At 69.4% G+C, this 24,730-nt stretch carries 32 protein-coding genes; 26 read left to right on the forward strand and 6 right to left on the reverse strand.

The genetic code is table 11. The annotated features are described in order from the left end of the window. Positions 1–103: 103 nt before the first annotated feature. Entirely contained in the window at positions 104–706 is a 603-nt protein-coding gene (locus tag ACIPXM_RS02590; RefSeq protein WP_401651114.1) for a phage tail protein, read from the reverse strand. Positions 707–877: 171 nt separating this feature from the next. After that, positions 878–1,285 carry a hypothetical protein gene (locus ACIPXM_RS02595; RefSeq protein ID WP_401651117.1) on the reverse strand — a complete coding sequence of 136 codons (408 nt, stop codon included), beginning with the start codon at positions 1,283–1,285 and terminating at the stop codon, positions 878–880. Between the two features lie 300 nt (positions 1,286–1,585). Between ACIPXM_RS02595 and ACIPXM_RS02600 the strand changes: the two genes are divergently transcribed. After that, complete coding sequence (locus ACIPXM_RS02600; protein WP_401651118.1) at positions 1,586–1,924, forward strand: hypothetical protein; 339 nt, start codon at positions 1,586–1,588, stop codon at positions 1,922–1,924. A gap of 68 nt (positions 1,925–1,992) precedes the next feature. Then, complete coding sequence (locus tag ACIPXM_RS02605; protein WP_401651121.1) at positions 1,993–2,835, forward strand: hypothetical protein; 843 nt, start codon at positions 1,993–1,995, stop codon at positions 2,833–2,835. A gap of 92 nt (positions 2,836–2,927) precedes the next feature. Here ACIPXM_RS02605 and ACIPXM_RS02610 read toward each other — a convergent pair whose 3' ends face one another. Genes ACIPXM_RS02610 through ACIPXM_RS02620 form a run of 3 tightly spaced genes read right to left on the reverse strand, consistent with a single transcriptional unit; the run spans position 2,928 to position 4,292 of the window. Continuing rightward, positions 2,928–3,143, reverse strand: coding sequence for a hypothetical protein (locus ACIPXM_RS02610; RefSeq protein ID WP_393004808.1), 216 nt, complete (start codon positions 3,141–3,143; stop codon positions 2,928–2,930). Continuing rightward, entirely contained in the window at positions 3,137–3,886 is a 750-nt protein-coding gene (locus tag ACIPXM_RS02615; RefSeq protein WP_401652462.1) for a hypothetical protein, read from the reverse strand. The genes ACIPXM_RS02610 and ACIPXM_RS02615 overlap by 7 nt, the downstream gene beginning before the upstream one ends. 49 nt (positions 3,887–3,935) lie before the next feature. Continuing rightward, positions 3,936–4,292 carry a WhiB family transcriptional regulator gene (locus ACIPXM_RS02620; RefSeq protein ID WP_401651123.1) on the reverse strand — a complete coding sequence of 119 codons (357 nt, stop codon included), beginning with the start codon at positions 4,290–4,292 and terminating at the stop codon, positions 3,936–3,938. Positions 4,293–4,547: 255 nt separating this feature from the next. Here ACIPXM_RS02620 and ACIPXM_RS02625 point away from each other — a divergent pair, with 255 nt between their 5' ends. The 6 genes from ACIPXM_RS02625 (at position 4,548) to ACIPXM_RS02650 (ending at position 12,766) form a co-directional block, all read left to right on the forward strand. Next, a complete protein-coding gene (locus ACIPXM_RS02625) occupies positions 4,548–4,997 on the forward strand; it encodes a helix-turn-helix domain-containing protein (RefSeq protein WP_401651125.1) in 450 nt (149 codons plus the stop codon). Between the two features lie 538 nt (positions 4,998–5,535). Further along, positions 5,536–5,907, forward strand: a complete 372-nt coding sequence (gene rpsL, locus ACIPXM_RS02630; protein ID WP_003948652.1) for a 30S ribosomal protein S12 — start codon at positions 5,536–5,538, stop codon at positions 5,905–5,907. 2 nt (positions 5,908–5,909) lie between these two features. Continuing rightward, positions 5,910–6,380, forward strand: coding sequence for a 30S ribosomal protein S7 (rpsG, locus tag ACIPXM_RS02635; RefSeq protein WP_128985143.1), 471 nt, complete (start codon positions 5,910–5,912; stop codon positions 6,378–6,380). 39 nt (positions 6,381–6,419) lie between these two features. Further along, a complete protein-coding gene (fusA, locus tag ACIPXM_RS02640; RefSeq protein ID WP_401651128.1) occupies positions 6,420–8,549 on the forward strand; it encodes an elongation factor G in 2,130 nt (709 codons plus the stop codon). Between the two features lie 158 nt (positions 8,550–8,707). Beyond that, positions 8,708–9,901: an elongation factor Tu gene (gene tuf / locus ACIPXM_RS02645; RefSeq protein ID WP_401651130.1), complete on the forward strand. Its 1,194-nt coding sequence runs from the start codon at positions 8,708–8,710 to the stop codon at positions 9,899–9,901. A 177-nt stretch (positions 9,902–10,078) separates the two neighbouring features. Continuing rightward, on the forward strand, positions 10,079–12,766 hold the full coding sequence (locus ACIPXM_RS02650; protein WP_401651133.1) for an N-acetylmuramoyl-L-alanine amidase: 2,688 nt from the start codon (positions 10,079–10,081) through the stop codon (positions 12,764–12,766). 96 nt (positions 12,767–12,862) lie between these two features. On the opposite strand, the gene ACIPXM_RS02655 is transcribed toward ACIPXM_RS02650, so the two are convergent. After that, positions 12,863–14,872 (reverse strand): PIG-L family deacetylase, encoded by a 2,010-nt coding sequence (locus ACIPXM_RS02655; RefSeq protein ID WP_401651135.1) that lies wholly within the window; start codon positions 14,870–14,872, stop codon positions 12,863–12,865. 213 nt (positions 14,873–15,085) lie between these two features. On the opposite strand from ACIPXM_RS02655, the gene ACIPXM_RS02660 reads away from it, so the two are divergent. From ACIPXM_RS02660 to rplF, 18 genes are all read left to right on the forward strand, one after another. After that, positions 15,086–16,282, forward strand: a complete 1,197-nt coding sequence (locus ACIPXM_RS02660; protein WP_401651137.1) for a hypothetical protein — start codon at positions 15,086–15,088, stop codon at positions 16,280–16,282. Positions 16,283–16,712: 430 nt separating this feature from the next. Continuing rightward, a complete protein-coding gene (gene rpsJ, locus ACIPXM_RS02665) occupies positions 16,713–17,021 on the forward strand; it encodes a 30S ribosomal protein S10 (protein WP_003948644.1) in 309 nt (102 codons plus the stop codon). A gap of 13 nt (positions 17,022–17,034) precedes the next feature. Beyond that, on the forward strand, positions 17,035–17,679 hold the full coding sequence (gene rplC / locus ACIPXM_RS02670; RefSeq protein ID WP_401651139.1) for a 50S ribosomal protein L3: 645 nt from the start codon (positions 17,035–17,037) through the stop codon (positions 17,677–17,679). Between the two features lie 4 nt (positions 17,680–17,683). After that, positions 17,684–18,343 (forward strand): 50S ribosomal protein L4, encoded by a 660-nt coding sequence (gene rplD / locus ACIPXM_RS02675; RefSeq protein ID WP_401651141.1) that lies wholly within the window; start codon positions 17,684–17,686, stop codon positions 18,341–18,343. Next, entirely contained in the window at positions 18,343–18,666 is a 324-nt protein-coding gene (rplW, locus tag ACIPXM_RS02680) for a 50S ribosomal protein L23 (protein ID WP_352188385.1), read from the forward strand. Before rplD ends, rplW begins: the two co-directional genes overlap by 1 nt. A 48-nt stretch (positions 18,667–18,714) precedes the next feature. Next, positions 18,715–19,551 (forward strand): 50S ribosomal protein L2, encoded by an 837-nt coding sequence (rplB, locus tag ACIPXM_RS02685; RefSeq protein ID WP_189974768.1) that lies wholly within the window; start codon positions 18,715–18,717, stop codon positions 19,549–19,551. A 12-nt stretch (positions 19,552–19,563) separates the two neighbouring features. Further along, entirely contained in the window at positions 19,564–19,845 is a 282-nt protein-coding gene (gene rpsS / locus ACIPXM_RS02690; protein WP_003992359.1) for a 30S ribosomal protein S19, read from the forward strand. Between the two features lie 44 nt (positions 19,846–19,889). Then, on the forward strand, positions 19,890–20,237 hold the full coding sequence (gene rplV, locus ACIPXM_RS02695) for a 50S ribosomal protein L22 (RefSeq protein WP_135332555.1): 348 nt from the start codon (positions 19,890–19,892) through the stop codon (positions 20,235–20,237). Continuing rightward, on the forward strand, positions 20,237–21,073 hold the full coding sequence (rpsC, locus tag ACIPXM_RS02700; protein ID WP_401651142.1) for a 30S ribosomal protein S3: 837 nt from the start codon (positions 20,237–20,239) through the stop codon (positions 21,071–21,073). Before rplV ends, rpsC begins: the two co-directional genes overlap by 1 nt. 5 nt (positions 21,074–21,078) lie before the next feature. After that, entirely contained in the window at positions 21,079–21,498 is a 420-nt protein-coding gene (gene rplP / locus ACIPXM_RS02705) for a 50S ribosomal protein L16 (protein WP_015035580.1), read from the forward strand. Further along, positions 21,498–21,722, forward strand: coding sequence for a 50S ribosomal protein L29 (gene rpmC, locus ACIPXM_RS02710; RefSeq protein WP_401651144.1), 225 nt, complete (start codon positions 21,498–21,500; stop codon positions 21,720–21,722). The genes rplP and rpmC overlap by 1 nt, the downstream gene beginning before the upstream one ends. Continuing rightward, the gene (gene rpsQ, locus ACIPXM_RS02715) at positions 21,722–22,006 is read left to right on the forward strand and encodes a 30S ribosomal protein S17 (protein ID WP_401651146.1); all 285 of its coding nucleotides are present in this window, start codon (positions 21,722–21,724) and stop codon (positions 22,004–22,006) included. The genes rpmC and rpsQ overlap by 1 nt, the downstream gene beginning before the upstream one ends. 114 nt (positions 22,007–22,120) lie before the next feature. Continuing rightward, positions 22,121–22,489 (forward strand): 50S ribosomal protein L14, encoded by a 369-nt coding sequence (gene rplN / locus ACIPXM_RS02720; protein WP_003956455.1) that lies wholly within the window; start codon positions 22,121–22,123, stop codon positions 22,487–22,489. 2 nt (positions 22,490–22,491) lie between these two features. After that, a complete protein-coding gene (gene rplX / locus ACIPXM_RS02725) occupies positions 22,492–22,803 on the forward strand; it encodes a 50S ribosomal protein L24 (protein ID WP_401651148.1) in 312 nt (103 codons plus the stop codon). Then, a complete protein-coding gene (gene rplE, locus ACIPXM_RS02730) occupies positions 22,803–23,354 on the forward strand; it encodes a 50S ribosomal protein L5 (protein ID WP_401651149.1) in 552 nt (183 codons plus the stop codon). Before rplX ends, rplE begins: the two co-directional genes overlap by 1 nt. Before the next feature lie 5 nt (positions 23,355–23,359). Further along, the gene (locus tag ACIPXM_RS02735; protein ID WP_003956452.1) at positions 23,360–23,545 is read left to right on the forward strand and encodes a type Z 30S ribosomal protein S14; all 186 of its coding nucleotides are present in this window, start codon (positions 23,360–23,362) and stop codon (positions 23,543–23,545) included. A gap of 223 nt (positions 23,546–23,768) precedes the next feature. Beyond that, complete coding sequence (rpsH, locus tag ACIPXM_RS02740; protein WP_401651151.1) at positions 23,769–24,167, forward strand: 30S ribosomal protein S8; 399 nt, start codon at positions 23,769–23,771, stop codon at positions 24,165–24,167. A 20-nt stretch (positions 24,168–24,187) separates the two neighbouring features. Next, on the forward strand, positions 24,188–24,727 hold the full coding sequence (rplF, locus tag ACIPXM_RS02745; protein ID WP_401651153.1) for a 50S ribosomal protein L6: 540 nt from the start codon (positions 24,188–24,190) through the stop codon (positions 24,725–24,727). The last annotated feature ends 3 nt before the right edge of the window (positions 24,728–24,730 follow it).

Below are 24,730 nucleotides of genomic sequence, written 5' to 3' on the forward strand. Positions count from 1 at the left end.
CTCACGTGTTTTTTGGGGGGGGGGGGGTTTGGGGGGGGGGGGGGTGGCGGGGGGGGGGGGGGGGGGGGGGGGGCGGGCGCCCCCCCCCCCCCAGGGGGGTGGATCAGACGGTCGCGGAGTACTGGTCGTCCTTCATCAGGAAGGACGCCAGCGGCTTGCCGTCACCGTTCGACATCGCCGAGAAGGTGATGCCGAGCTGGGACGCCGCCTTGCGGTTGAGCTTGATGTCGTCCGTGGCGGTCACCTGGCCGCGCGGGATGATGAAGCGGTAGGTGACGGCGGTGGTGCCACCGGCCTTGACGTCGGTGAACTCCAGGCCGAGGGCGCGGACGTCCGCGAACGGGCGCTCCGCGATCTCGTACTTGTAGGTGCCCGTCGCCGGAGCGGCGTCGGCCTCGACCTTGCCGCCACCCATGAAGAACGGCAGCGTGTCCTCGTTGAACTGGAGCATCGAGAACTTCAGCGACAGGTCACGGGCCGAGTAGATGTAGTGGACCGGGGAGACCGACTGCCACGAGTCGATGGCCTCCAGCTTGTCCTTCTTCGAGAAGGTGACACCGTCGCCGGTGGTGAAGCCGAGGTTCGTCCAGGACGCCCAGTCGGTGGCCGCGTCGGCACCGAAGCCCGGGGCGGCGGTGCCGACCTTGGCGACGTAGAGCTTGCCACTGCCGGCGACGCGGATCTCGGCGGAGTTGTTTCCAGCCATGGTGGTGTTTCTCCTTGGATACAGAGGGGGTGGGGGCGCCGCCCCGGCGACCGGGGGAATCCGGTTCCGGGTACGGCAAAGGCCCCGCTGGAGGGTCCGGCGGGGCCTGGTCTGTGGGGAGCGGCCTCGGGGGCGCGCTCGGGGGCGGAAGTCCGGGGGACCGGTGCGGTCCTAGAGGACGTCCAGGGCGAGGCGGATCACGCAGAGGTAGCGGTTCGCGCCCCGGTAGAGGTAGTCGGGCATCCAGCGCGGCCCGTCCTGCTCCTCCACGTCGCTGACGTAGGTCGAGCCGAGCTGCTTGCCGATCGTGGCGAGCAGCGCCCGGCGGGCCGCGTTGGCGGTGACGTGGGCGACCGTCTTGTCCGGGCCGTACACCTCGAACTCGATGAGCGGCTTGTCGACGTGCAGGTCGCCGATCCAGGCACCGCCGCGGCGGTTGACCAGGACGGCCTTCTGCGTGCCGTCGAAACCGGCGGGCGCCTGGGCGGCGATGGTGACACCGGCGAGCGCCGGGTCGGCCTTGAGGACGTCGACGACCAGCTTCTCGACGTCCGGGAACGCACTCGGGGGAGTGGTCATGACGGTTTCTCCTCGGAGGGGAAGGGGTGGGTTGGAGCGGTGGAGCGGTGGTGCGCGGGGGGCCGCCCGGGGCGCTCGACGCGGGGAAGGGGGCGGGGGCGCGGAGCGCTCCCGGACGGCGAACGGCGGAGGCTGCTGCCCGTTCTGCGGGCGCAGCTCCGCCGCTGCACCAACTGTGACAGAGAGCGTGCGCGCACGCAACTAGTTCGGTGATCGATTCTGGATCGCCCCCGAAAGACACGGCCTAGATTGGGCGGACGGCTGCGGCCGCGACCGCGACGACAAGGGAGGGGACGGACCATGAGCTGGTACGTCTTGATGGAGACGACGGTGACCGCGAGCGGCGACGACCGCTGGGAACTCGTCGACAAGGTCGCCGTCGACGGCGGCAAGGAAGCGGCCGTGGCCAGGGCCGTGGAGACGACCCGCACCTATGCGGCCGGCGGGTCCACCGAGTACGGCCGGCAGGTCTTCCGGACGTCCCCGACCAGCTGGATCGTCGAGCTGAGCCGGTCGTACTGGGACGACGGCCGGGAGCGCACCAGCACCCGCCACCTGCACATCACCGTCGCCGAGCTGGAATTCGCCCAGGAGGCGCCGCCCGCGGAGCGCCCCAAGCGCCGCTGGTCGCGCGGCTGACCCGGGCGGTGGGCCGGATCCCCGGCCCCGCCGGTAACTTGGCGGCACCCGACCCCGCAGGAGCCCCCGTGAGCGCCGCCCGCCCCGCCCGCCCCTCCCTCCTCCACGTCACCGACCTCGCCTATCCCGCCCGCGGCCGCCGCTACTGCGACGAGGACATCGCCCTCACCGCCCGCCTCCGCGAGGACTTCGACCTGGCGCTCTGCCACCCGCGGGACGCCGCCGCCCTGATGGACGGCTTCGACGCCGTCGTCGTCCGCAACAGCGGGCCCGTCCTGCACTACCAGGACGCCTACGACGACTTCCGGGCCGCCGCCCTCGCCCGCGGCACCCGGGTCTACAACCCGCTGCACGGACGCGGCGACATGGCGGGCAAGCAGTACCTGCTCGACCTCACCGCCGCCGGGCTCCCCGTCATCCCCACCGTCGACCGCGCCGCCGACCTCGAACGGCTGCCCGCCGCCGGGAGCTACGCGGTCAAGCCCAAGGCCGGCGCGGACTCCATAGGACTGCGCTTCCTGCCGTACGAGGAACTCGCCGGACTCCCGTACGGCGAAGGGCTCCTGGTCCAGCCCCGGATCGAGTTCCGCTACGAGGTGTCCTTCTACTTCGTCGACGACCGCTTCCAGTACGCCCTGTACGCCCCCGACCCGGAGCGCCGCTGGGTCCTCGAGCCGTACGACGCCACCGACGAGGACCTCCGCTTCGCCCGCGCCTTCGTCGACTGGAACACCCTCGACCACGGCATCCAGCGCGTCGACGCCTGCCGCACCCCCGAGGGCGGGCTGCTCCTGGTCGAGCTGGAGGACCTCAACCCGTACCTCTCCCTCGACCTGGTGCCGGACCAGGTGAGGGAACGATTCGTCACGGCGTTGAAGGAGTCGCTCACCGACTTCCTGCGCCGGGCCTGACGAACGCCGGGCCTGACGAACGCCGGGCATGACGAAGCGCCCCCGTCCCGGACCGGGACGGGGGCGCTTCTCGTACACGAAGACATCAGGCGTCAGGCCGTACGCGGCCTCCGCCGCGTCGCCCGCTCCGCCGCGAACACGTCCTCCAGGCGGAACAGCTGCGCGCGGCCCGCCTTTCCGGCCGCCCGCAGGTGGCCCAGCTGGACCCACTTGCGGATGGTCGCCGGGGCCACCCCGGCCTCCTCGGCGGCCAGCGGGCCCGGGATCAGGGCCGGCAGGGACAGCGGCAGTGCGGTCGAGCTCAGCATGAGGTCTCCTTCGTGTCGTCCATCGCCGCTTCGATCTCGTCGGTACGGGCCCCCGACGCGTCCGCCAGTTCCGCCCACTCCGCCTCCGGCCACAGGTGCCGGTAGGCCGGGTCGTCCTGGCAGCCGCACGCCTGGTCCGTGCAGACGCAGGCCGGGTTGACGCAGAGCACCGCGCGCCGGTCGGGGAAGGCCCGCAGCGACACCGAGTCGCACCACGGGCAGCGGCCCGCGACCCGCACCACCGTCTCCGCGTCGCCCAGCGTGCGGGCGCAGCGGCGGGCCATCCGGCGGATCTCGTCGCGGACGTGCCGGGCCAGCACCGGGTGGCCCGCGATCACGTCGAGCAGGCCCACCACCCGGCGCAGCCGCTCGACCACCCCGGCCCGGCGCGGGCGCGGCAGGCCGAGCCGGGCGCAGACCGCCTCCTCCAGCTCCACCACGCCGTCGGTGATGTCGCGGATGGCGTCCGAGATGTGCAGCCGGATCGGCGCGGCGCCGTGGCCGGGGACGGCGAGGCCGTGCCGCTGTTCGTTGAGCAGCGCCTCGCGCCGCTCGGTGCGGATGAGTTCGTCACGTCCGGCGTGCGCGGCGCGCGGGGCGGTGCCCGCGGGGGCCCGGCGGCCGGGGGCCAGCTCCTCGGCGAGCTCGGGGAACTGCCGTACGAGCGAGGCGGCCCAGAGCACCACGTCACGCAGCACCCGCTCGTCGGCGCCGCCGGCCGGCGCCGGATCGGCCGGTGTCACGCCGGTCTGCGACCGGTCGGCCGACGTCACTTCGGTCTGCTGCTCGGGCTCAGTCACGGGAACCTCCGGCGGCGATCAGGGCCGGGGCGGGAGCGGGCGCGGCGGTGAGGGCGAGCGCGGCGGCGTCAAGCGCCGCGGCGTCCGACGGGGCCTGCCCGGCCGCCTGGCCCGGGCGGCGGCGCGGCTTCACCGGGCGGCCGTTGCGCCACAGGCGCCCGGCGCAGACGCCGTCGAACCAGTTCTCGGCGGGGGCGACCGCGGCCTCGCACTCGCTGCGCACCGGGCAGACGGCGCAGGCCCGCAGGGCCGGGGCCGCCTCCTTGCCGCGGCGGGAGAAGACGACGGACGGGGAGAGGCCGGCGCATGCGGCGGCGGCCTGCCAGGGGGTGGGTTCGGGCGTGTGCAAGGAAGTTCTCCACGGTCCGGGCATCAGGGACCCACGGGACCGATGGGGCCCGTGGGACTCGTGAGGCCGACGAGTGCGGCGCGATGGACCATAGACATGTTGCGTGCGAGCTCGCAACTATCTTCATGGGGAGCCCTTGAAGTCCCCTTCACCGATTCGACACGGTTGCGTGCCCGAAAGCACGTAATTCCGTGCGCGCAAGCACGCTAAGGTGTGTGGACCGAAAGGTGGGGGAGTAAAAGGGAGCGGTACAACATGAGCACTCAAGGGCTCGACGAGTTCGCCGGCTGGGTCGAGGGTCTGATGCGCGCGCGCGGCTACGACATCGACAGTCCCCGCGGCGGGGGCAAGTCCCGGATCGCGGACGAGGCGGGCGTGCACCGCGCGGCCGTCACCCGGCTGCTGCAGCGGCAGAGCATGCCCGATCTGGAGACCATGCGGAGGATCGCCCCGCTCCTCGGGGTCTCCGTCCGCGACATGCTGATCAGGTCCGGCCGGGTCACCCCGGAGGAGCTGCCGATCGCGGCGGATCTGCTGCCGCCCAACGACTGGCAGCCGACCATGGAGGACTTCGCGCGCTGGCTGGGGGTCCCGGACGAACGGATGGACGTCTTCGTGAAGGTCGTCCACCAGTTCCTGGACCCCGAGGCCGAGGGCGGTGAGTCCCGTCCCGCCGCCGAATCCCGGCGGGCCGCCCAGGACTGACGTCCGGGACCGACACCCCGGACCGACACCCGGGACCGATACCCGGGACCGGCATCCGGGACCGACGTCCGGATCGGCGTGGCCCTTCGTGGGTCCGCGCGGATCCGTGCGGCGCCGTCCGGGACCTCGCGCCAGGCTCCCCGTGCCCCGCGCGCTGTCACACGGCGTCACTCGGCGTCATGCGGTGTCACCGACCGCTGCCGGTTCAGGTCCGGCAACGGGTCCACCCCCGCGTTCCGGCCGTCCGGCGGCCTCGGCGCGGCCGTGTTCCGGCCGTCCCGAGGTCGCCGGGCGGCCTGCGCGTGGGCATTTGTTTTGACCGGAGTCCATGCGATAGGTACGCTCATGCCTTGTGCCTGGGGTGTGCCCGGAGCCGTGTGCGTGTCCTCAACCGCACGTCGGATCCAGCATCGGCCACCGTAATCCGCGCCTCTTTCCGTCTTCGGCTGAGGACCGCGCGATTCGACACACCCGACCGCGTGGGTCGGTGAACGTTCCAGGTTAGTTTGACGAACGGCACACAGAAACCGGAGAAGTAGTGCCTACGATCCAGCAGCTGGTCCGTAAGGGCCGGCAGGACAAGGTCGAGAAGAACAAGACGCCCGCGCTCGAGGGTTCCCCTCAGCGCCGCGGCGTCTGCACGCGTGTGTTCACGACCACCCCGAAGAAGCCGAACTCGGCCCTCCGTAAGGTCGCGCGTGTGCGTCTGACCAGCGGCATCGAGGTCACGGCCTACATTCCGGGTGAGGGACACAACCTGCAGGAGCACTCCATCGTGCTCGTGCGTGGTGGCCGTGTGAAGGACCTGCCGGGTGTTCGCTACAAGATCATCCGCGGTTCGCTTGACACCCAGGGTGTCAAGAACCGCAAGCAGGCTCGCAGCCGCTACGGCGCCAAGAAGGAGAAGTAAGAATGCCTCGTAAGGGCCCCGCCCCGAAGCGCCCGGTCATCATCGACCCGGTCTACAACTCTCCTCTGGTCACCTCGCTGATCAACAAGATCCTGCTGGACGGCAAGCGCTCCACCGCCGAGCGCATCGTCTACGGCGCCATGGAGGGCCTCCGCGAGAAGACCGGTGCTGACCCGGTCGTCACGCTGAAGCGCGCGCTGGAGAACGTCAAGCCGTCTCTCGAGGTCAAGTCCCGCCGTGTCGGTGGCGCCACCTACCAGGTGCCGATCGAGGTCAAGCCCGGTCGTGCCTCCACCCTCGCGCTGCGCTGGCTGGTCGGGTACTCCCGCGCCCGCCGCGAGAAGACCATGACCGAGCGCCTCATGAACGAGCTCCTCGACGCCTCGAACGGCCTCGGTGCTTCGGTCAAGAAGCGCGAGGACACGCACAAGATGGCCGAGTCCAACAAGGCCTTCGCGCACTACCGCTGGTAGTCGCAACCCACATCGAGACCGAGAGAAGACTGAAGCCTTATGGCTACCACTTCGCTTGACCTGGCCAAGGTGCGCAACATCGGCATCATGGCCCACATCGACGCGGGCAAGACGACCACCACCGAGCGGATCCTGTTCTACACCGGCGTCTCGTACAAGATCGGTGAGGTCCACGACGGCGCTGCCACGATGGACTGGATGGAGCAGGAGCAGGAGCGCGGCATCACGATCACGTCTGCCGCGACGACCTGCCACTGGCCGCTCGAGAACGTCGACCACACCATCAACATCATCGACACCCCGGGTCACGTGGACTTCACGGTCGAGGTGGAGCGTTCGCTCCGCGTCCTCGACGGTGCCGTCACCGTGTTCGACGGTGTGGCGGGTGTGGAGCCGCAGTCCGAGACGGTCTGGCGCCAGGCCGACCGTTACGGCGTGCCCCGTATCTGCTTCGTGAACAAGCTCGACCGCACGGGCGCCGAGTTCCACCGTTGCGTGGACATGATCAAGGACCGCCTGGGCGCGGTTCCGATCGTGATGCAGCTCCCCATCGGTGCCGAGGCCGACTTCCAGGGTGTCGTCGACCTCGTCACGATGAAGGCGTTCGTCTGGTCCGCCGAGGCGACCAAGGGCGAGATGTACGACATCGTCGACATCCCGGCCACCCACGCCGAGGCCGCTGAAGAGTGGCGCGGCAAGCTCCTCGAGGCCGTCGCGGAGAACGACGACGAGATCATGGAGCTGTACCTGGGCGGCGAAGAGCCGACCGTGGAGCAGCTGCACGCCGCCGTCCGTCGCATCATCCTGCAGTCGGGCAAGGGTGGCGGCACGACCGTCACCGCGGTGTTCTGTGGCACGGCGTTCAAGAACAAGGGCGTTCAGCCCCTGCTCGACGCCGTCGTCCGCTACCTCCCCTCGCCCCTGGACATCGAGGCCATCGAGGGCCACGACGTCAAGGACGCCGAGGTCGTCGTGAAGCGCAAGCCGTCCGACGAGGAGCCCCTCGCGGCGCTGGCGTTCAAGATCATGAGCGACCCGCACCTCGGCAAGCTCACCTTCGTCCGGGTCTACTCGGGCCGCCTGGAGGCCGGCACCTCGGTGCTGAACTCCGTCAAGGGCAAGAAGGAGCGCATCGGCAAGATCTACCGTATGCACGCGAACAAGCGTGAGGAGATCGACTCGGTGGGCGCCGGCGACATCGTCGCCGTCATGGGCCTGAAGCAGACCACCACCGGTGAGACGCTGTGCGACGAGAAGAGCCCGGTCATCCTGGAGTCCATGGACTTCCCGGCCCCGGTCATCCAGGTCGCCATCGAGCCCAAGTCCAAGGGTGACCAGGAGAAGCTGGGTGTCGCCATCCAGCGTCTCGCGGAGGAGGACCCCTCCTTCCACGTTCACTCGGACGAGGAGACCGGCCAGACCATCCTCGGCGGTATGGGCGAGCTGCACCTCGAGGTGCTGGTCGACCGTATGAAGCGCGAGTTCAAGGTCGAGGCCAACGTCGGCAAGCCGCAGGTCGCGTACCGCGAGACGATCCGCAAGGCCGTCGAGCGCATCGACTTCACCCACAAGAAGCAGACCGGTGGTACCGGTCAGTTCGCCAAGGTGCAGATCGCGATCGAGCCCATCACGGACGCCGACGGTCCGTCGTACGAGTTCGTGAACAAGGTCACCGGTGGCCGCATCCCGAAGGAGTACATCCCTTCGGTCGACGCGGGTGCGCAGGAGGCCATGCAGTTCGGCATCCTGGCGGGCTACGAGATGACCGGCGTCCGCGTCATCCTGCTCGACGGTGGCTACCACGAGGTCGACTCCTCCGAGCTCGCCTTCAAGATCGCCGGTTCGCAGGCGTTCAAGGAGGGTGCGCGCAAGGCCAGCCCCGTGCTGCTCGAGCCGATGATGGCCGTCGAGGTCACCACGCCCGAGGACTACATGGGCGAGGTCATCGGAGACATCAACTCCCGCCGTGGCCAGATCCAGGCCATGGAGGAGCGTCACGGCGCTCGCGTCGTGAAGGGCCTCGTGCCGCTTTCGGAGATGTTCGGCTACGTCGGAGACCTCCGCAGCAAGACCTCGGGTCGCGCAAGCTACTCGATGCAGTTCGACTCCTACGCCGAGGTTCCGCGGAACGTCGCCGAGGAGATCATCGCGAAGGCCAAGGGCGAGTAACCCACCGCGTTTAACGCATGGCGTTCACACGCTTTAGGCTTGACACCGACCGCGGGGGGTCGACCCGCAAGGGAAGACCCCCGGCGGACGGCACCCCAGCAAAGATCACCTGGCGCCGATGAGTAAGGCGTACCAGAACCACTCTCAGGAGGACCCCAGTGGCGAAGGCGAAGTTCGAGCGGACTAAGCCGCACGTCAACATCGGCACCATCGGTCACATCGACCACGGTAAGACGACCCTCACGGCCGCCATTACCAAGGTGCTGCACGACGCGTACCCGGACCTGAACGAGGCCTCGGCCTTCGACCAGATCGACAAGGCTCCTGAGGAGCGCCAGCGCGGTATCACCATCTCGATCGCGCACGTCGAGTACCAGACTGAGCAGCGTCACTACGCTCACGTCGACTGCCCCGGTCACGCTGACTACATCAAGAACATGATCACCGGTGCGGCGCAGATGGACGGCGCCATCCTCGTGGTCGCCGCCACCGACGGCCCGATGCCGCAGACCAAGGAGCACGTCCTCCTTGCTCGCCAGGTCGGCGTTCCGTACATCGTCGTCGCCCTGAACAAGGCCGACATGGTGGACGACGAGGAGATCCTGGAGCTCGTCGAGCTCGAGGTCCGTGAGCTCCTCTCCGAGTACGAGTTCCCGGGCGACGACCTTCCGGTCGTCCGCGTCTCCGCGCTCAAGGCCCTCGAGGGCGACGCCGAGTGGGGTGCCAAGCTCCTCGACCTGATGAAGGCCGTGGACGAGTCCATCCCGCAGCCCGAGCGTGACGTCGACAAGCCGTTCCTGATGCCGATCGAGGACGTCTTCACGATCACCGGTCGTGGCACCGTCGTCACCGGTCGTATCGAGCGTGGTGTCCTCAAGGTCAACGAGACCGTCGACATCATCGGCATCAAGACCGAGAAGACCACCACCACGGTCACCGGCATCGAGATGTTCCGCAAGCTGCTCGACGAGGGCCAGGCCGGTGAGAACGTCGGTCTGCTCCTCCGTGGCATCAAGCGCGAGGACGTCGAGCGCGGCCAGGTCATCATCAAGCCGGGTTCGGTCACGCCGCACACCGACTTCGAGGCCCAGGCCTACATCCTGTCGAAGGACGAGGGTGGCCGTCACACCCCGTTCTTCAACAACTACCGCCCGCAGTTCTACTTCCGTACCACGGACGTGACCGGCGTCGTGACCCTCCCCGAGGGCACCGAGATGGTCATGCCGGGCGACAACACCTCCATGACCGTTGAGCTGATCCAGCCCATCGCCATGGAGGAGGGCCTCAAGTTCGCCATCCGTGAGGGTGGCCGGACCGTCGGCGCCGGCCAGGTCGTCAAGATCACCAAGTAAGTTCCCCGGAACTTCGGTGGTTTGACCTGGTAGCTCCTGGAGCTGCTGTGAGGGCCCCGCACCACTTCGGTGGTGCGGGGCCCTCCGCTTTTCCCACCCCTGCGCCGGCCCGCTCGGAACGATCACGTAGCATGCGGCCGGTCAGCCGTGTCATGACCAACCAGGGGTGGAGACAACTTGAAATCGGGACGTCGAGCACGTCACGCGCCGGCGCGGCGCATAGGCCGTACGGCACTGGGCGCGGCGCTCGCCGCGGCGGCGGTGCTGGGAGTGCAGGCGACGGCCAACGGCGCCTCGCCCGGGGCGGAGGCCGTCGCGGGGGCGGCCGGGACCGACCCGTCCGGCCCGTACGGCGCGGACAGCGGCCGGGGACCGGCCGGGCCGAGCGAGATCCACAAGCTGGGTCTCACCGACCAGGGCAAGGGCGAGGCGGTCCTCACCCGGCGCGACACCCAGCCGTTCGGGCTGCTCGGTGTCTCCTGGACGGACCCCAAGGCGGAGATCAAGGGCCGGATCGAGGCCCGCACCCGCAGCATCGCGACCGGTGAGTGGTCCGCCTGGATCGAGCTGGAAGCGCACCCGGTCGGCATGGACGGCGTCCGCCCCGGCGCGCCCGGCTCCACCGAGCCGGTCTGGGTCGGCGCCTCCGACGGCGCCGAGGTCCGGATCAGCGACGGCTCGGCCACGAGCACCCTCCCGGCGGGCCTGAAGCTCAACATGGTCGACCCGGGCAGCAGCGGCGCCGAGGCGAAGAAGAGCGGCGAGCTGAACGCCGCGCCCGCCGCCTTCGTCGCCGCGGACCCGCCGACCACCCCGCCGACCACGCCGGGACCGTCGTCGAGCGCACCGCGCCCGACCGTCGTCCCGCGCGCCCAGTGGGGCGGCCAGGCGATCGAGGACAAGACGCCCGAGCCGCCGCAGTACCTCCCGGGCGGTGCCATCAAGGCCGCGTTCATCCACCACACGACCAGCGCGGACTACTCCTGCGCCCAGTCGGCCAGCGTGGTCCGCGGCATCCTCGACTACCACGTGGACGTCGAGAAGTGGCGGGACATCGGCTACAACTTCCTCGTCGACAAGTGCGGCACGGTCTTCGAGGGCCGCAAGGGCGGTGTCGACCAGCCCGTCTACGGCGCCCACACCTACGGCTGGAACGCCGAGTCGACGAGCGTCGCGATCCTCGGCGACTTCACCAAGCAGGCCGCGCCGGACGCCGCGCTCGCCGCGGCCGGCCAGGTCGCCGCGTACAAGCTCGGCCAGTACGGCGTCTCGCCGACCGGCAAGGCGACGCTGACCGCCGGTGCCACCCAGAAGAACTTCTTCGGGGACTCCTTCACGGTCGGCCAGACCTACGCGTTCGACGCCATCTCCGGACACCGCAACGGCTTCAACACCGAGTGCCCGGGCACCATGCTCTTCCCGCAGCTGCCGAAGATCCGGACGTACGCCACCGGCGCCCTCTCCGGCCTGAAGATCCAGTCCCTCGGCGGCGGCGCGGTGAGCAGCGGCAGCGGGTACGAGACCTCCGGCCCGGCCACCGTGAACTGGTCCACCAGCACGGCGAGCGCGCTCATCGACCGGTTCGACGTGCTCGTCGACGGCACCCCCGCCGCCACGGCGGCCGGGACCGCCCGGAGCGCCGCGGTCGACGTGGCCGGGGTGGGCGACCACAAGGTCGTCGTCCGCGCCACGTACAAGACCGGCAGCACCACGCTGTCCGCGCCGGTCACCGTCACCGTGCCGGGCCCGAAGACCTTCAAGCCCCTCACGCCCACCCGCCTGATGGACACCCGGGCCGGGCTCGGCGTCGCGAAGGCGAAGGTCGGCCCCGGCGGCGAGGTCGTGCTCCAGGTCGCGGGCAAGGGCGGGGTCCCGGAGACGGGCGTCGGCGCCGTCGTCCTGAACGTGACGGCGACCAACCCGACCGCGGCGAGCTTCGTCTCGGTCTACCCGAACGGCACCGTCCGCACCAGCGCGTCGAACCTGAACTTCACGGCCGGGAAGACCATTCCGAACCTGGTCACCGTGCCCGTCGTCGACGGCAAGGTGCGCTTCTACAACCTCGCCGGGACCGTCGACCTGATCGCCGACGTCACCGGCTACTACGTCAAGGACACCAGCGGCTCCACGTACACCGCGCTGGCGCCGAAGCGGCTGATGGACACCCGGGCCGGGCTCGGGGTCGCGAAGGCGAAGGTCGGCGCGGGCGTCACCGTCGACCTGCAGGTCGCGGGCGGCGCGGACGTGCCCGCAGGGGCCACCGCGGTCGTGTTCAACGTGACGGCCACCGGCCCGACCGCGGGCGGTTTCGTCTCGGTCCACCCGACCGGCACGGCCCGCACCAGCGCGTCGAACCTGAACTTCGTCCCGGGCCAGACCATCCCCAACCTGGTGATCGTGCCGATCGGCAAGGACGGCAAGGTCAGCTTCTACAACAAGTCCGGCAACGTGGACCTGATCGCCGACGCCATGGGCTACTTCTCCGCCGACCCGGCGGGCGCCTCGCACGTCAACATCGGCCCGAAGCGCCTCATGGACACCCGCGCCGGACTCGGCGTCCCGAAGGCGAAGGTCGGCAAGGGCGGCGTCGTCTCGCTCGCCGTGGCGGGCACCCAGGGCGTCCCCGCGGGCGCGACGGCCGTCGTCCTCAACGTGACGGCCACCGGTCCGACCTCGGGCGGCTTCGTCTCGGTCTACCCGGGCGGAACCGTGCGCTCCAGCGCGTCGAACCTGAACTTCACCGCCGGGCTCACCATCCCGAACCTGGTGATCGTGCCGGTCGGCAAGGACGGCAAGGTGAACTTCTACAACCACCTCGGCTCCGTCGACCTCCTCGCCGACATCACCGGCTACTTCGTGAAGTAGCGGCGGTCGCGGTACGCGAAGGGCCCGCCACCCCCTCCCGGGGCGGCGGGCCCTTCGCCGTACCGGTCACGTACCGGCCGCGCCGCTCGGCGCCGCTCAGCGCACCGGGCGCCACACCCACGGGCGGGCGTCCGCGCCCATGCCGACCACCGTCGTCGCCCCGTGCAGCGTCGCCGCCGGGCCCGCCGGGACCGTGCCGCGGTCGCGGGTCAGCAGCCGGCCTCCGCTCAGCAGCTGGATCCGGTGGCGGGCGTCGCGGCCCATCAGGACCGGGCCGCGCGGGCCCTCGGCGGCGGCCAGCAGGCCGTAGCCCTCGAAGCGGGGTGCGTCGCCCCGGGTGGAGCGCAGCTCGCCGTCGGCGGGCGCGCGGTAGAAGACCTCCACGCCCACCGGCCCGGGGCCCGGGACCGCGGCCACCGGGTCGCCGGAGATCGGGAGCGGCTCGGCGGGGGAGCCGTCCACCCAGTGCCGTACGTGATCGCGGCCCGGCGCGAGCAGATGCACCCGGCCGGAGTCGCCGAGCAGCGTGGTCAGACCGTCCTGGATCTCGTCGTGGGACCCGTCGCCGGGCAGCGTCCGCCACGGGCCCCAGGCGCCGCCGACGGCCCGTACCCGGGTGGCGACGCCCTTGCCCGCGTCGCGGACGAACAGATGGACCCGGCCGTCGGGCGCGGCCACCGCCACCGGGGCGCCGATCCGGCGGCCGCGGTCGTCGGTGTGCTCCGGGTTGCCGAGGCCCCGCCAGGCCAGGAACGGGCCGCCGGGGGAGCGCTGCTCCAGGAGCACCAGCTCGCGCCGGTTGGGGCCGCCGCGTCCGGCGAGGGCGGCGAACCGCACACCGAACAGCAGCACCCGGCCGTCCGCGAGCGTCACCGAGGACAGCGCGGGGGCCAGCGGGCCGCCGCCGAGGTCCTCGGGCGCCTCGAAGACCCCGGTGCCCTCCTCGCGCTCGCGCCAGCGCACCGCGCGCAGCCCGAGCACCCCGTACGCGACGAGCCGGCCGCCGGACTCCTCGGTGACGGCGGGGCCCGGCGCGGGCCAGCGGTAGTGGGTGGAGCGCACCCAGCCCTTCCAGTTGGTCAGCGGACGGTCGCCGCTGACGCCGTAGTCGCCGCAGCCGGAGGGGTTGCCGCAGTCCCACTCCGGGTCGCCGCCGTACGGGACGAGGTGGGCGGCCTTCTCGGCGAGCACGGCGGGCGGGAGGTTCTTCGGCCAGTGCTTGTTGTAGTAGCCGCGGAAGGAGTTGGTGGTGAACGCGGGCACCGGGCCGCCCGCGGCGGTCGCGTCGGCGACCCGGCGCAGGAGCCCGGCCCAGGTGAAGCAGGCGACGGCGGTGTGGTCGCCGTGGTCCGAGTACCCCGGCTGCTCGCTGGCCCGGGCGCTCTGCGCGGCGCTGCCCTCCTGGATGTCCGGGTCCGGGTCGAGGGTGTGCACGACGGTCGGCCGGTAGGTGGCGAGCAGTCCGGCGATCACCTCGATCAGCCCGGCGTGGTCGTACGTGTCGGCGCGCGGCACCGGCGAGTCGGCGGCCAGCACGGTGGTCAGCCGCAGCTCGCGGCTCTCCCACAGCGCGGGCACGGCCATGTAGTGGCGCGGGTGGTGCATGGGGAGGTTGAGGAAGACCAGCTCGACCCGGCGGCCCTCGTGGACCAGGGTGTCGACCTCGGCCCTGCGCCCCCCGGCGAGGGTGGCGACCCGCTTCTGCCACGGCGTGAACTTGTCGGCGCCGAGCAGCACCGCGTACGCCTGGCGCAGGCCCTGGTGGCGGGCGGCCGAGTAGGCGGGCTTGTCGGGCTTGCGCTCGGGCATGCCCTTGATGGTGTTCTTGCCGTTGTGCTCGCCCGCCGTGACGTACACGGAGACCAGCGGGACCCCGGCGTCCAGCATCCGCTGGGTGTCCGGGTTCATGAAGTACAGGTCGTCGTCGGGGTGCGCGGCGAACTGCATGAGCAGCGCCCGCTCGCCGGTCGACACCGGCCGCCCGGGGGCCGGGTCGGCGGAGTGGGTGGGGCCGGGCGGCTCGGGCACGGAGCAGCCCGCGACGCCCGTGACGCCCGCGGCGAGCGCGACGCCCGCCGCGCCCGCGAGGACGGAACGCCGTCCCACTGTTCTGTATGCGTCCACCGGTGGTGCCGTCCCCCGTGCGTGTGTGCCGCCGTGCCGTGTCCGGCCGTGCACCTGGTCCGGTGCGCCTGGCTAGACGGGATTTCGTACCGGTCGGTTCATCACGAACCGATCAAGGCTGCCTGACCTGCCTTCTGCGCAGGTCGGACGGTATGAGAACGTCCGCATCGCACGATGCGACACCAGGGGTGGGGAATGGACAAGGAATCGGTCTCGGACGAGGAGTGGGCGGCGTTCGTCGCCGCGGCGCAGGAGCAGGGGCTCGGCACCGAGGCGCAGAACCGGGAGCTGCGGAAGGCGAAGGCGCCCAGGGCCCCGAAGCCCCCGAAGGCGCCCAAGCCGCCCAGGCCGTCGAAGCGGCAGGAGCCCGAGGGCTGGCGCACCGGTCCGGCCTGGCGGGAGATGAACGGGCGCGCCGCCCGTGGCCGCAAGGTCAAGGCGACGGTCGGCATCGTCCTGGTGGCGGCGCTCGCGCTGGTCGCCGTCCGTCCGCAGCTGGTGATCGACCGGCTGCCGGACGGGCTCGCGTCGGCGTTCCCCGACAGCTGGAGCGACCGGCCGCAGGACACCACGCCGCTGGCCGCCGAGACCGCGGCCCCGACGGCCGCGCCGGATGAGGTGGACCCGGACCGGCCGACCCTGGCCGAGCCGTTCCGCGGCTCCCCGGCGCTGCGCTGGGCGGACGGGGCGGCGGGGATCGAGCCGCCGGCGGCGAAGGCGATCGGCTGGATGTCGAAGGAGCAGGTCGCCGGGGCCCTGAAGCTGTCGAAGGACTTCCTGGTCGCCGCCAACCTGGACCCGGCGGTGCTCGCGGGCGGCAGCCCGGACAAGGTGCTGAAGCTGATCGACCCGAAGCAGCCGGGGATGCGGCGGGACCTGGAGCAGGCGCTGGCGAAGCCCTCCGAGAAGGACGACCCGACGAACCTCGTCAGCCGCTTCGACCCCAAGGAGGTCCGGGGGGCGGGTCCCGTGGTGAAGGTGCGCGGCCGGATGAGCGTCGAGAAGGGCACCGGCGAGCGGCGCGGCGCGGTCCTGGTGCACACCGACTACACCTTCGTGTTCCCGCTGGTGAAGGCCCGCGCGGGGGCCGAGGAGGTGGCCCGGACGATCGTGCGCCGGGACGTGACCTTCGTCTTCTACGAGCCGGGCCGCTTCGAGGTCACCCGGGGCAAGGTGGGCCTGGACCGCTACAACCGTGAGGCGGGCAACAGCGACTGCCGCCGGAACGACGGCTTCTTCCACCCGCAGTTCGACGAGGACCTGCGCGCCGGCGCCGGTGCCGGGGGCGACACCTCGGAGGGGCCCGCGAGCGACCCGTACGACCGGAGCAAGCCGCTCGACGCCACCCCGCAGGGGCGGCCCGGCGAGTGCGGCACGGCCACCCGGACCTGATGCCTTGCGCCTCGGGGGCGCGTCGCCATCGGCGGCGCGCCCCTGTGTGTGGCTCCACGTGACGTGGGGTACAGTCTTCGACCCCGATTGGCGGCCGGAAGGTCCTGTATGGCAGACTGTCGGGGTTGCTCGGTTGAGTACCGATGCTGCGCGCCTCCCGCCGGGAGGACCGGAAGCGAGTCCCACAGTACTCGTCGCTCCTCTGGGGCGGACGTACGGGAATCTTCCGGGAAGCGCCAGTACGGAACTCGGCCACGCACCTGGTGGTGTTCTGCACCCGCCACGCGGCTCGGCCCGCACCCCCTTGGTTGGGACCTCCTCCGGGAGATCTTCGTAGAGGGAGCGCGACACGCCCGACCGCGTGGGTCGGAGACAGAGCGCTGGACCACCAGGTTCCAGAGCGTACGAGAGACAGGACTACTGAGTAGCCATGGCGGGACAGAAGATCCGCATCCGGCTCAAGGCCTACGACCACGAGGTCATCGACTCCTCGGCGAAGAAGATCGTCGAGACGGTGACCCGCACTGGTGCGTCGGTCGCGGGCCCGGTGCCGCTGCCCACTGAGAAGAACGTGTACTGCGTCATCAAGTCGCCGCACAAGTACAAGGACTCGCGCGAGCACTTCGAGATGCGCACGCACAAGCGCCTCATCGACATCCTCGACCCCACGCCGAAGACGGTCGACTCGCTCATGCGTCTCGACCTGCCGGCCGGCGTCGACATCGAGATCAAGCTCTGAGGTGACGCGCGAGATGGCTAAGAACATCAAGGGCATCCTGGGCGAGAAGCTCGGCATGACGCAGGTCTGGGACGAGAACAACCGGGTCGTCCCGGTGACCGTCGTCAAGGCCGGCCCGAATGTCGTGACCCAGGTGCGTACGAACGACAACGACGGCTACGAGTCGGTCCAGATCGCCTTCGGCGAGATCGACCCGCGCAAGGTGAACAAGCCCCTCAAGGGCCACTTCGCCAAGGCCGACGTCACCCCGCGCCGCCACCTGGTGGAGCTCCGCACCGCTGACGCCTCCGAGTACACGCTCGGCCAGGAGATCACCGCCGAGGTCTTCGAGGCCGGCGTGAAGGTCGACGTCACCGGCAAGAGCAAGGGCAAGGGCTTCGCCGGTGCCATGAAGCGCCACAACTTCCGTGGTGGCAAGGCTTCGCACGGTGCCCACCGCGTGCACCGCAAGCCGGGTTCGATCGGTGGCTGCGCCACCCCGGGCCGCGTCTTCAAGGGCATGCGCATGGCCGGCCGTATGGGCAACGAGCGCGTGACCACCCAGAACCTGACCGTTCACGCCGTTGACGCGGAGAAGGGCCTGCTCCTGATCAAGGGTGCGGTTCCTGGTCCGAACGGCGGCCTCGTCCTGGTCCGCACCGCGGCCAAGGGGGCCTGAGGATATGAGCACCATTGACATTCTGTCGCCCTCCGGCGACAAGACCGGGACCGTCGAGCTCCCGGCCGAGATCTTCGAGGCCAAGATCAGCATCCCGCTGATCCACCAGGTCGTCGTCGCGCAGCTGGCCGCCGCCCGTCAGGGCACGCACAAGGTCAAGACGCGTGGCGAGGTCCGTGGTGGTGGCAAGAAGCCCTACCGCCAGAAGGGCACCGGCCGCGCCCGTCAGGGTTCGACCCGCGCCCCGCAGTTCGCCGGTGGTGGCGTCGTGCACGGTCCCGTGCCGCGTGACTACTCCCAGCGGACCCCGAAGAAGATGAAGGCCGCCGCCCTCCGCGGTGCCCTCTCCGACCGGGCGGTCCACTCCCGCATCCACGTCGTCTCCGGCGTGGTCGAGGGTGGCATCTCCACCAAGGCCGCCAAGACGCTGTTCGGCAAGATCTCGGAGCGCAAGAACCTGCTCCTGGTCGTCGAGCGTGCCGACGAGGCCGCGTGGCTGTCCGCCCGCAACCTGCCCCAGGTGCACATCCTGGAGCCGGGCCAGCTGAACACGTACGACGTGATGCGATCCGACGACGTGGTCTTCACCCAGGCCGCTCTCGAGTCCTTCGTGTCCGGCGCTGCGAAGTCGTCGGCTGCCGACACCGAAGGGAGCGAGGCCTGATGTCCGAGGCCACGATCACCAGCAAGACCTTCACGGACCCGCGCGACATCCTCGTCAAGCCGGTTGTCTCCGAGAAGAGCTACGCGCTGCTGGACGAGAACAAGTACACGTTCATCGTCGCGCCCGGCGCCAACAAGACCCAGATCAAGCAGGCCGTCGAGGCGGTCTTCTCGGTCAAGGTCACCGGGGTCAACACGATCAACCGCCAGGGCAAGCGCAAGCGCACCCGCACCGGTTTCGGCAAGCGCGCCAACACCAAGCGCGCCATCGTGACCCTTGCCGAGGGCAACCGCATCGACATCTTCGGCGGCCCGACCGCCTGACGGCGGTCGGAGACGTCCAGAAGTCGGATATCTTCCGAGGACTGAGAAATGGGAATCCGCAAGTACAAGCCGACTACGCCGGGCCGTCGTGGCTCCTCCGTAGCCGACTTCGTCGAGATCACGCGGTCCACGCCGGAGAAGTCGCTGGTCCGTCCCCTGCACAGCAAGGGCGGCCGTAACAACACCGGTCGGATCACCGTCCGCCACCAGGGTGGCGGCCACAAGCGCGCCTACCGCGTGATCGACTTCCGTCGTCACGACAAGGACGGCGTGCCGGCGAAGGTCGCTCACATCGAGTACGACCCGAACCGCACCGCTCGCATCGCGCTGCTGCACTACGCGGACGGCGAGAAGCGCTACATCATCGCCCCGCGCGGTCTCTCGCAGGGCGACCGGGTTGAGAACGGCCCCACGGCCGACATCAAGCCCGGCAACAACCTGGCTCTCCGCAACATCCCGGTCGGTACCACGATCCACGCGATCGAGCTCCGTCCCGGTGGTGGCGCCAAGTTCGCCCGCTCCGCCGGTGCCTCCGTGCAGCTGCTGGCGAAGGAGGGCACGATGGCCCACCTTCGTATGCCGTCCGGTGAGATCCGTCTCGTCGACGCGCGCTGCCGCGCCACGATCGGCGAGGTCGGCAACGCCGAGCAGTCGAACATCAACTGGGGCAAGGCCGGCCGTAAGCGCTGGCTGGGCGTTCGCCCGACCGTCCGCGGTGTGGCGATGAACCCGGTTGACCACCCGCACGGTGGTGGTGAGGGCAAGACCTCCGGTGGTCGCCACCCGGTCTCCCCGTGGGGTCAGAAGGAGGGTCGTACTCGTTCGCCGAAGAAGGCTTCGAACAAGTACATCGTCCGCCGCCGCAAGACGAACAAGAAGCGCTAGGAGCGGGTTTAGATGCCGCGCAGTCTCAAGAAGGGACCCTTCGTCGACGACCACCTCATCAAGAAGGTGGACGCCCAGAACGAAGCCGGTACCAAGAACGTCATCAAGACCTGGTCCCGTCGCTCCATGATCGTGCCGGCCATGCTCGGCCACACGCTCGCGGTGCACAACGGCAAGACCCACATCCCGGTGTTCGTCACCGAGTCGATGGTCGGTCACAAGCTCGGCGAGTTCTCGCCGACTCGCACCTTCCGGGGTCACGTCAAGGATGACCGGAAGTCGAAGCGCCGCTAGTAGCGGATCGCATTCAGACACGTAAGTAACTGAGAGGGACAACCATGGAAGCCAGGGCCCAGGCGCGGTACATCCGCGTCACGCCCATGAAGGCCCGCCGCGTGGTGGACCTGATCCGTGGCATGGACGCCACGGAGGCTCAGGCTGTTCTGCGATTCGCTCCGCAGGCAGCCTCCGTGCCGGTCGGCAAGGTGCTCGACAGCGCCATTGCCAACGCCGCGCACAACTACGACCACTCGGACGCCTCTTCGCTGTTCATCAGCGAGGCGTTCGTCGACGAGGGTCCGACCCTGAAGCGGTTCCGTCCGCGTGCCCAGGGCCGTGCCTACCGGATCCGCAAGCGGACCAGCCACATCACCGTGGTCGTCAGCAGCAAGGAAGGAACCCGGTAATGGGCCAGAAGGTAAACCCGCACGGGTTCCGGCTCGGCATCACCACCGACTTCAAGTCGCGTTGGTACGCCGACAAGCTGTACAAGGACTACGTCAAGGAAGACGTCGCCATCCGACGGATGCTGACGTCCGGCATGGAGCGCGCCGGCATCTCGAAGGTTGAGATCGAGCGCACCCGTGACCGTGTCCGCGTGGACATCCACACCGCTCGCCCGGGCATTGTCATCGGTCGCCGTGGCGCCGAGGCCGACAAGATCCGCGGCCAGCTGGAGAAGCTGACCGGCAAGCAGGTCCAGCTGAACATCCTCGAGGTCAAGAACCCCGAGGTCGACGCTCAGCTGGTGGCCCAGGCCGTCGCCGAGCAGCTGTCCTCCCGCGTCTCCTTCCGTCGGGCCATGCGCAAGAGCATGCAGTCCGCCATGAAGGCCGGCGCCAAGGGCATCAAGATCCAGTGCGGTGGCCGTCTCGGCGGCGCCGAGATGTCCCGCTCGGAGTTCTACCGCGAGGGTCGTGTGCCGCTGCACACGCTGCGCGCGAACGTCGAGTACGGCTTCTTCGAGGCCAAGACCACCTTCGGCCGCATCGGCGTGAAGGTCTGGATCTACAAGGGCGACGTCAAGAACATCGCCGAGGTCCGCGCCGAGAACGCTGCTGCCCGTGCGGGCAACCGCCCGGCCCGTGGCGGCGCTGACCGCCCGGCCGGCCGCGGTGGCCGCGGTGGCGGCGAGCGTGGCGGTCGCGGTCGCAAGCCGCAGCAGGCTCAGGCTGCCGAGGCCCCCAAGGCCGACGCTCCCGCCGCCGCTCCGGCTGCTGAGAGCACCGGAACGGAGGCCTGACCGAAATGCTGATCCCCCGTAGGGTCAAGCACCGCAAGCAGCACCACCCGAAGCGCAGCGGTATGTCCAAGGGTGGCACGCAGGTTGCGTTCGGCGAGTACGGCATTCAGGCCCTCACCCCGGCCTACGTGACCAACCGCCAGATCGAGGCCGCGCGTATCGCGATGACCCGCCACATCAAGCGTGGCGGCAAGGTCTGGATCAACATTTACCCGGACCGCCCGCTGACGAAGAAGCCCGCCGAGACCCGCATGGGTTCCGGTAAGGGTTCGCCGGAGTGGTGGATCGCGAACGTCAAGCCCGGTCGGGTGATGTTCGAGCTGTCCTACCCGAACGAGAAGATCGCGCGTGAGGCTCTGACTCGTGCGGCTCACAAGCTGCCGATGAAGTGCAAGATCGTTAAGCGCGAGGCAGGTGAGCTGTGATGTCGGCCGGTACCAAGGCGTCCGAGCTGCGCGAGCTGGGCAACGAGGAGCTTGTTGGCAAGCTCCGCGAGGCCAAGGAAGAGCTGTTCAACCTCCGCTTCCAGGCGGCGACGGGCCAGCTCGAGAACCACGGCCGTCTCAAGGCGGTCCGTAAGGACATCGCCCGGATCTACACCCTCATGCGTGAGCGTGAGCTCGGCATTGAGACGGTGGAGAACGCCTGATGAGCGAGAACAACGTGACTGAGCAGAAGACCGAGCGCAACGCTCGCAAGGTCCGCGAGGGCCTCGTCGTCAGCGACAAGATGGACAAGACCGTCGTCGTCGCCGTCGAGGACCGCGTCAAGCACGCGCTGTACGGCAAGGTCATCCGTCGTACGAACAAGCTCAAGGCTCACGACGAGCAGAACCAGGCCGGCGTCGGCGACCGTGTCCTCCTCATGGAGACCCGGAAGCTCTCGGCGTCGAAGCACTGGCGCGTCATCGAGATCCTCGAGAAGGCCAAGTAATTATCTGAGGCCCCAATACCTCGTATTGGGGGCCCCTCGGATTCGTTCCGCCAGGCTCGGTCGGGGCGCTTCGGCGCCCCGGCCGGGAACCGGCAGACAAATCAGGAGATAGACGTGATCCAGCAGGAGTCGCGACTTCGGGTCGCCGACAACACTGGTGCCAAGGAGATCCTTTGCATCCGTGTTCTCGGTGGCTCGGGTCGCCGCTACGCGGGCATCGGTGACGTCATCGTCGCCACCGTCAAGGACGCGATCCCCGGTGGCAACGTGAAGAAGGGTGACGTCGTCAAGGCGGTCATCGTTCGCACCGTCAAGGAGCGCCGCCGCCAGGACGGCTCGTACATCCGCTTTGACGAGAACGCCGCCGTCATTCTGAAGAACGACGGCGACCCTCGCGGCACCCGTATCTTCGGCCCGGTGGGCCGTGAGCTGCGCGAGAAGAAGTTCATGAAGATCATCTCGCTCGCGCCGGAGGTGCTGTAAGCATGAAGATCAAGAAGGGCGACCTGGTCCAGGTCATCACCGGTAAGGACAAGGGCAAGCAGGGCAAGGTCATCGTGGCCATGCCCAGCGAGAACCGCGTCCTGGTCGAGGGTGTCAACCGGGTCAAGAAGCACACGAAGGCCGGCCCGAACCAGGCCGGCGGCATCGTGACCACCGAGGCCCCGGTCCACGTGAGCAACGTTCAGCTCGTCGTGGAGAAGGACGGCAAGAAGGTCGTCACCCGCGTCGGTTACCGCTTCGACGACAACGGCAACAAGATTCGCGTTGCCAAGCGCACGGGTGAGGACATCTGATGGCTACCACTCCGCGTCTGAAGACGAAGTACCGCGAGGAGATCGCGGGCAAGCTGCGTGAAGAGTTCACTTACGAGAACGTCATGCAGATCCCCGGTCTCGTGAAGATCGTGGTCAACATGGGTGTCGGCGACGCCGCCCGTGACTCGAAGCTGATCGAGGGCGCCATCCGCGACCTCACCACGATCACCGGTCAGAAGCCGGCCGTCACCAAGGCCCGCAAGTCCATCGCGCAGTTCAAGCTGCGTGAGGGTCAGCCGATCGGTGCTCACGTCACCCTCCGTGGCGACCGCATGTGGGAGTTCCTGGACCGCACCCTGTCGCTCGCGCTGCCGCGCATCCGCGACTTCCGCGGCCTGTCCCCGAAGCAGTTCGACGGCCGTGGCAACTACACCTTCGGTCTCACGGAGCAGGTCATGTTCCACGAGATCGACCAGGACAAGATCGACCGCGTCCGGGGTATGGACATCACCGTGGTCACCACGGCGACCAACGACGACGAGGGCCGTGCCCTTCTGCGTCACCTCGGCTTCCCGTTCAAGGAGGCGTAAGCGAGATGGCGAAGAAGGCCCTTATCGCGAAGGCTGCCCGCAAGCCCAAGTTCGGTGTGCGTGCGTACACCCGCTGCCAGCGCTGCGGCCGCCCTCACTCCGTGTACCGCAAGTTCGGCCTCTGCCGCGTGTGCCTTCGTGAGATGGCTCACCGTGGCGAGCTGCCGGGCGTGACCAAGAGCTCCTGGTAATTCCCCGACGCCCCTAGGGCGTTGGCGAACCACAGGAGTCTCTCGGTAAGCAATGGGTTGGCGGCTGCCCACCCCCGCATGGCTTAGGCTGGTGGGGTTGGGCGTCCGCCGCCCGTACGACTTACTACGCCGTAGGTCCACCGCACCGCACCCGCCCCGTCTCGGATCGGGGAGAGGGATGGTGCACCAGGAAACCCCGGCGAGAGAGGCCGAAGGCCAATTCATGACCATGACTGATCCGATCGCAGACATGCTCACGCGTCTGCGTAACGCGAACTCGGCGTACCACGACACCGTGACGATGCCGCACAGCAAGATCAAGTCGCACATCGCGGAAATCCTCCAGCAGGAGGGCTTCATCACCGGCTGGAAGGTCGAGGACGCCGAGGTCGGCAAGAGCCTCGTTCTCGACCTCAAGTTCGGTCCGAACCGTGAGCGCTCCATCGCGGGCATCAAGCGGATCTCGAAGCCGGGCCTCCGGGTTTACGCGAAGTCCACCAACCTGCCGAAGGTCCTCGGCGGCCTGGGCGTGGCGATCATCTCCACGTCCTACGGTCTCCTGACCGGCCAGCAGGCGCAGAAGAAGGGCGTGGGTGGGGAAGTCCTCGCCTACGTCTGGTAGTCGGGAACGGAGGAAAAGCTATGTCTCGCATTGGCAAGCTCCCCATCCCGGTTCCCGCCGGCGTGGACGTCACCATCGAGGGCCGCACGGTCACGGTGAAGGGTTCCAAGGGCACCCTGACCCACATCGTCGCCGCTCCCATCGAGATCGTGAAGGGTGAGGACGGCGTTCTCAACGTCACCCGCCCGAACGACGAGCGTCAGAACAAGGCCCTCCACGGCCTGTCCCGCACGCTGGTGGCCAACATGATCACCGGTGTGACCCAGGGGTACACGAAGGCGCTCGAGATCAGCGGTGTCGGTTACCGCGTGGCCGCGAAGGGCTCCAACCTGGAGTTCCAGCTCGGCTACAGCCACCCGATCCTGGTGGAGGCGCCCGAGGGCATCTCCTTCAAGGTCGAGTCGCCGACCAAGTTCTCGGTCGAGGGCATCGACAAGCAGAAGGTCGGCGAGGTCGCCGCCAACATCCGCAAGCTGCGGAAGCCCGACCCGTACAAGGCCAAGGGTGTCAAGTACGCGGGCGAGGTCATCCGCCGCAAGGTCGGAAAGGCTGGTAAGTAAGCC

The organism is Streptomyces sp. NPDC090025 (genome assembly GCF_044748125.1).
Taxonomy (GTDB): Bacteria; Actinomycetota; Actinomycetes; order Streptomycetales; family Streptomycetaceae; genus Streptomyces.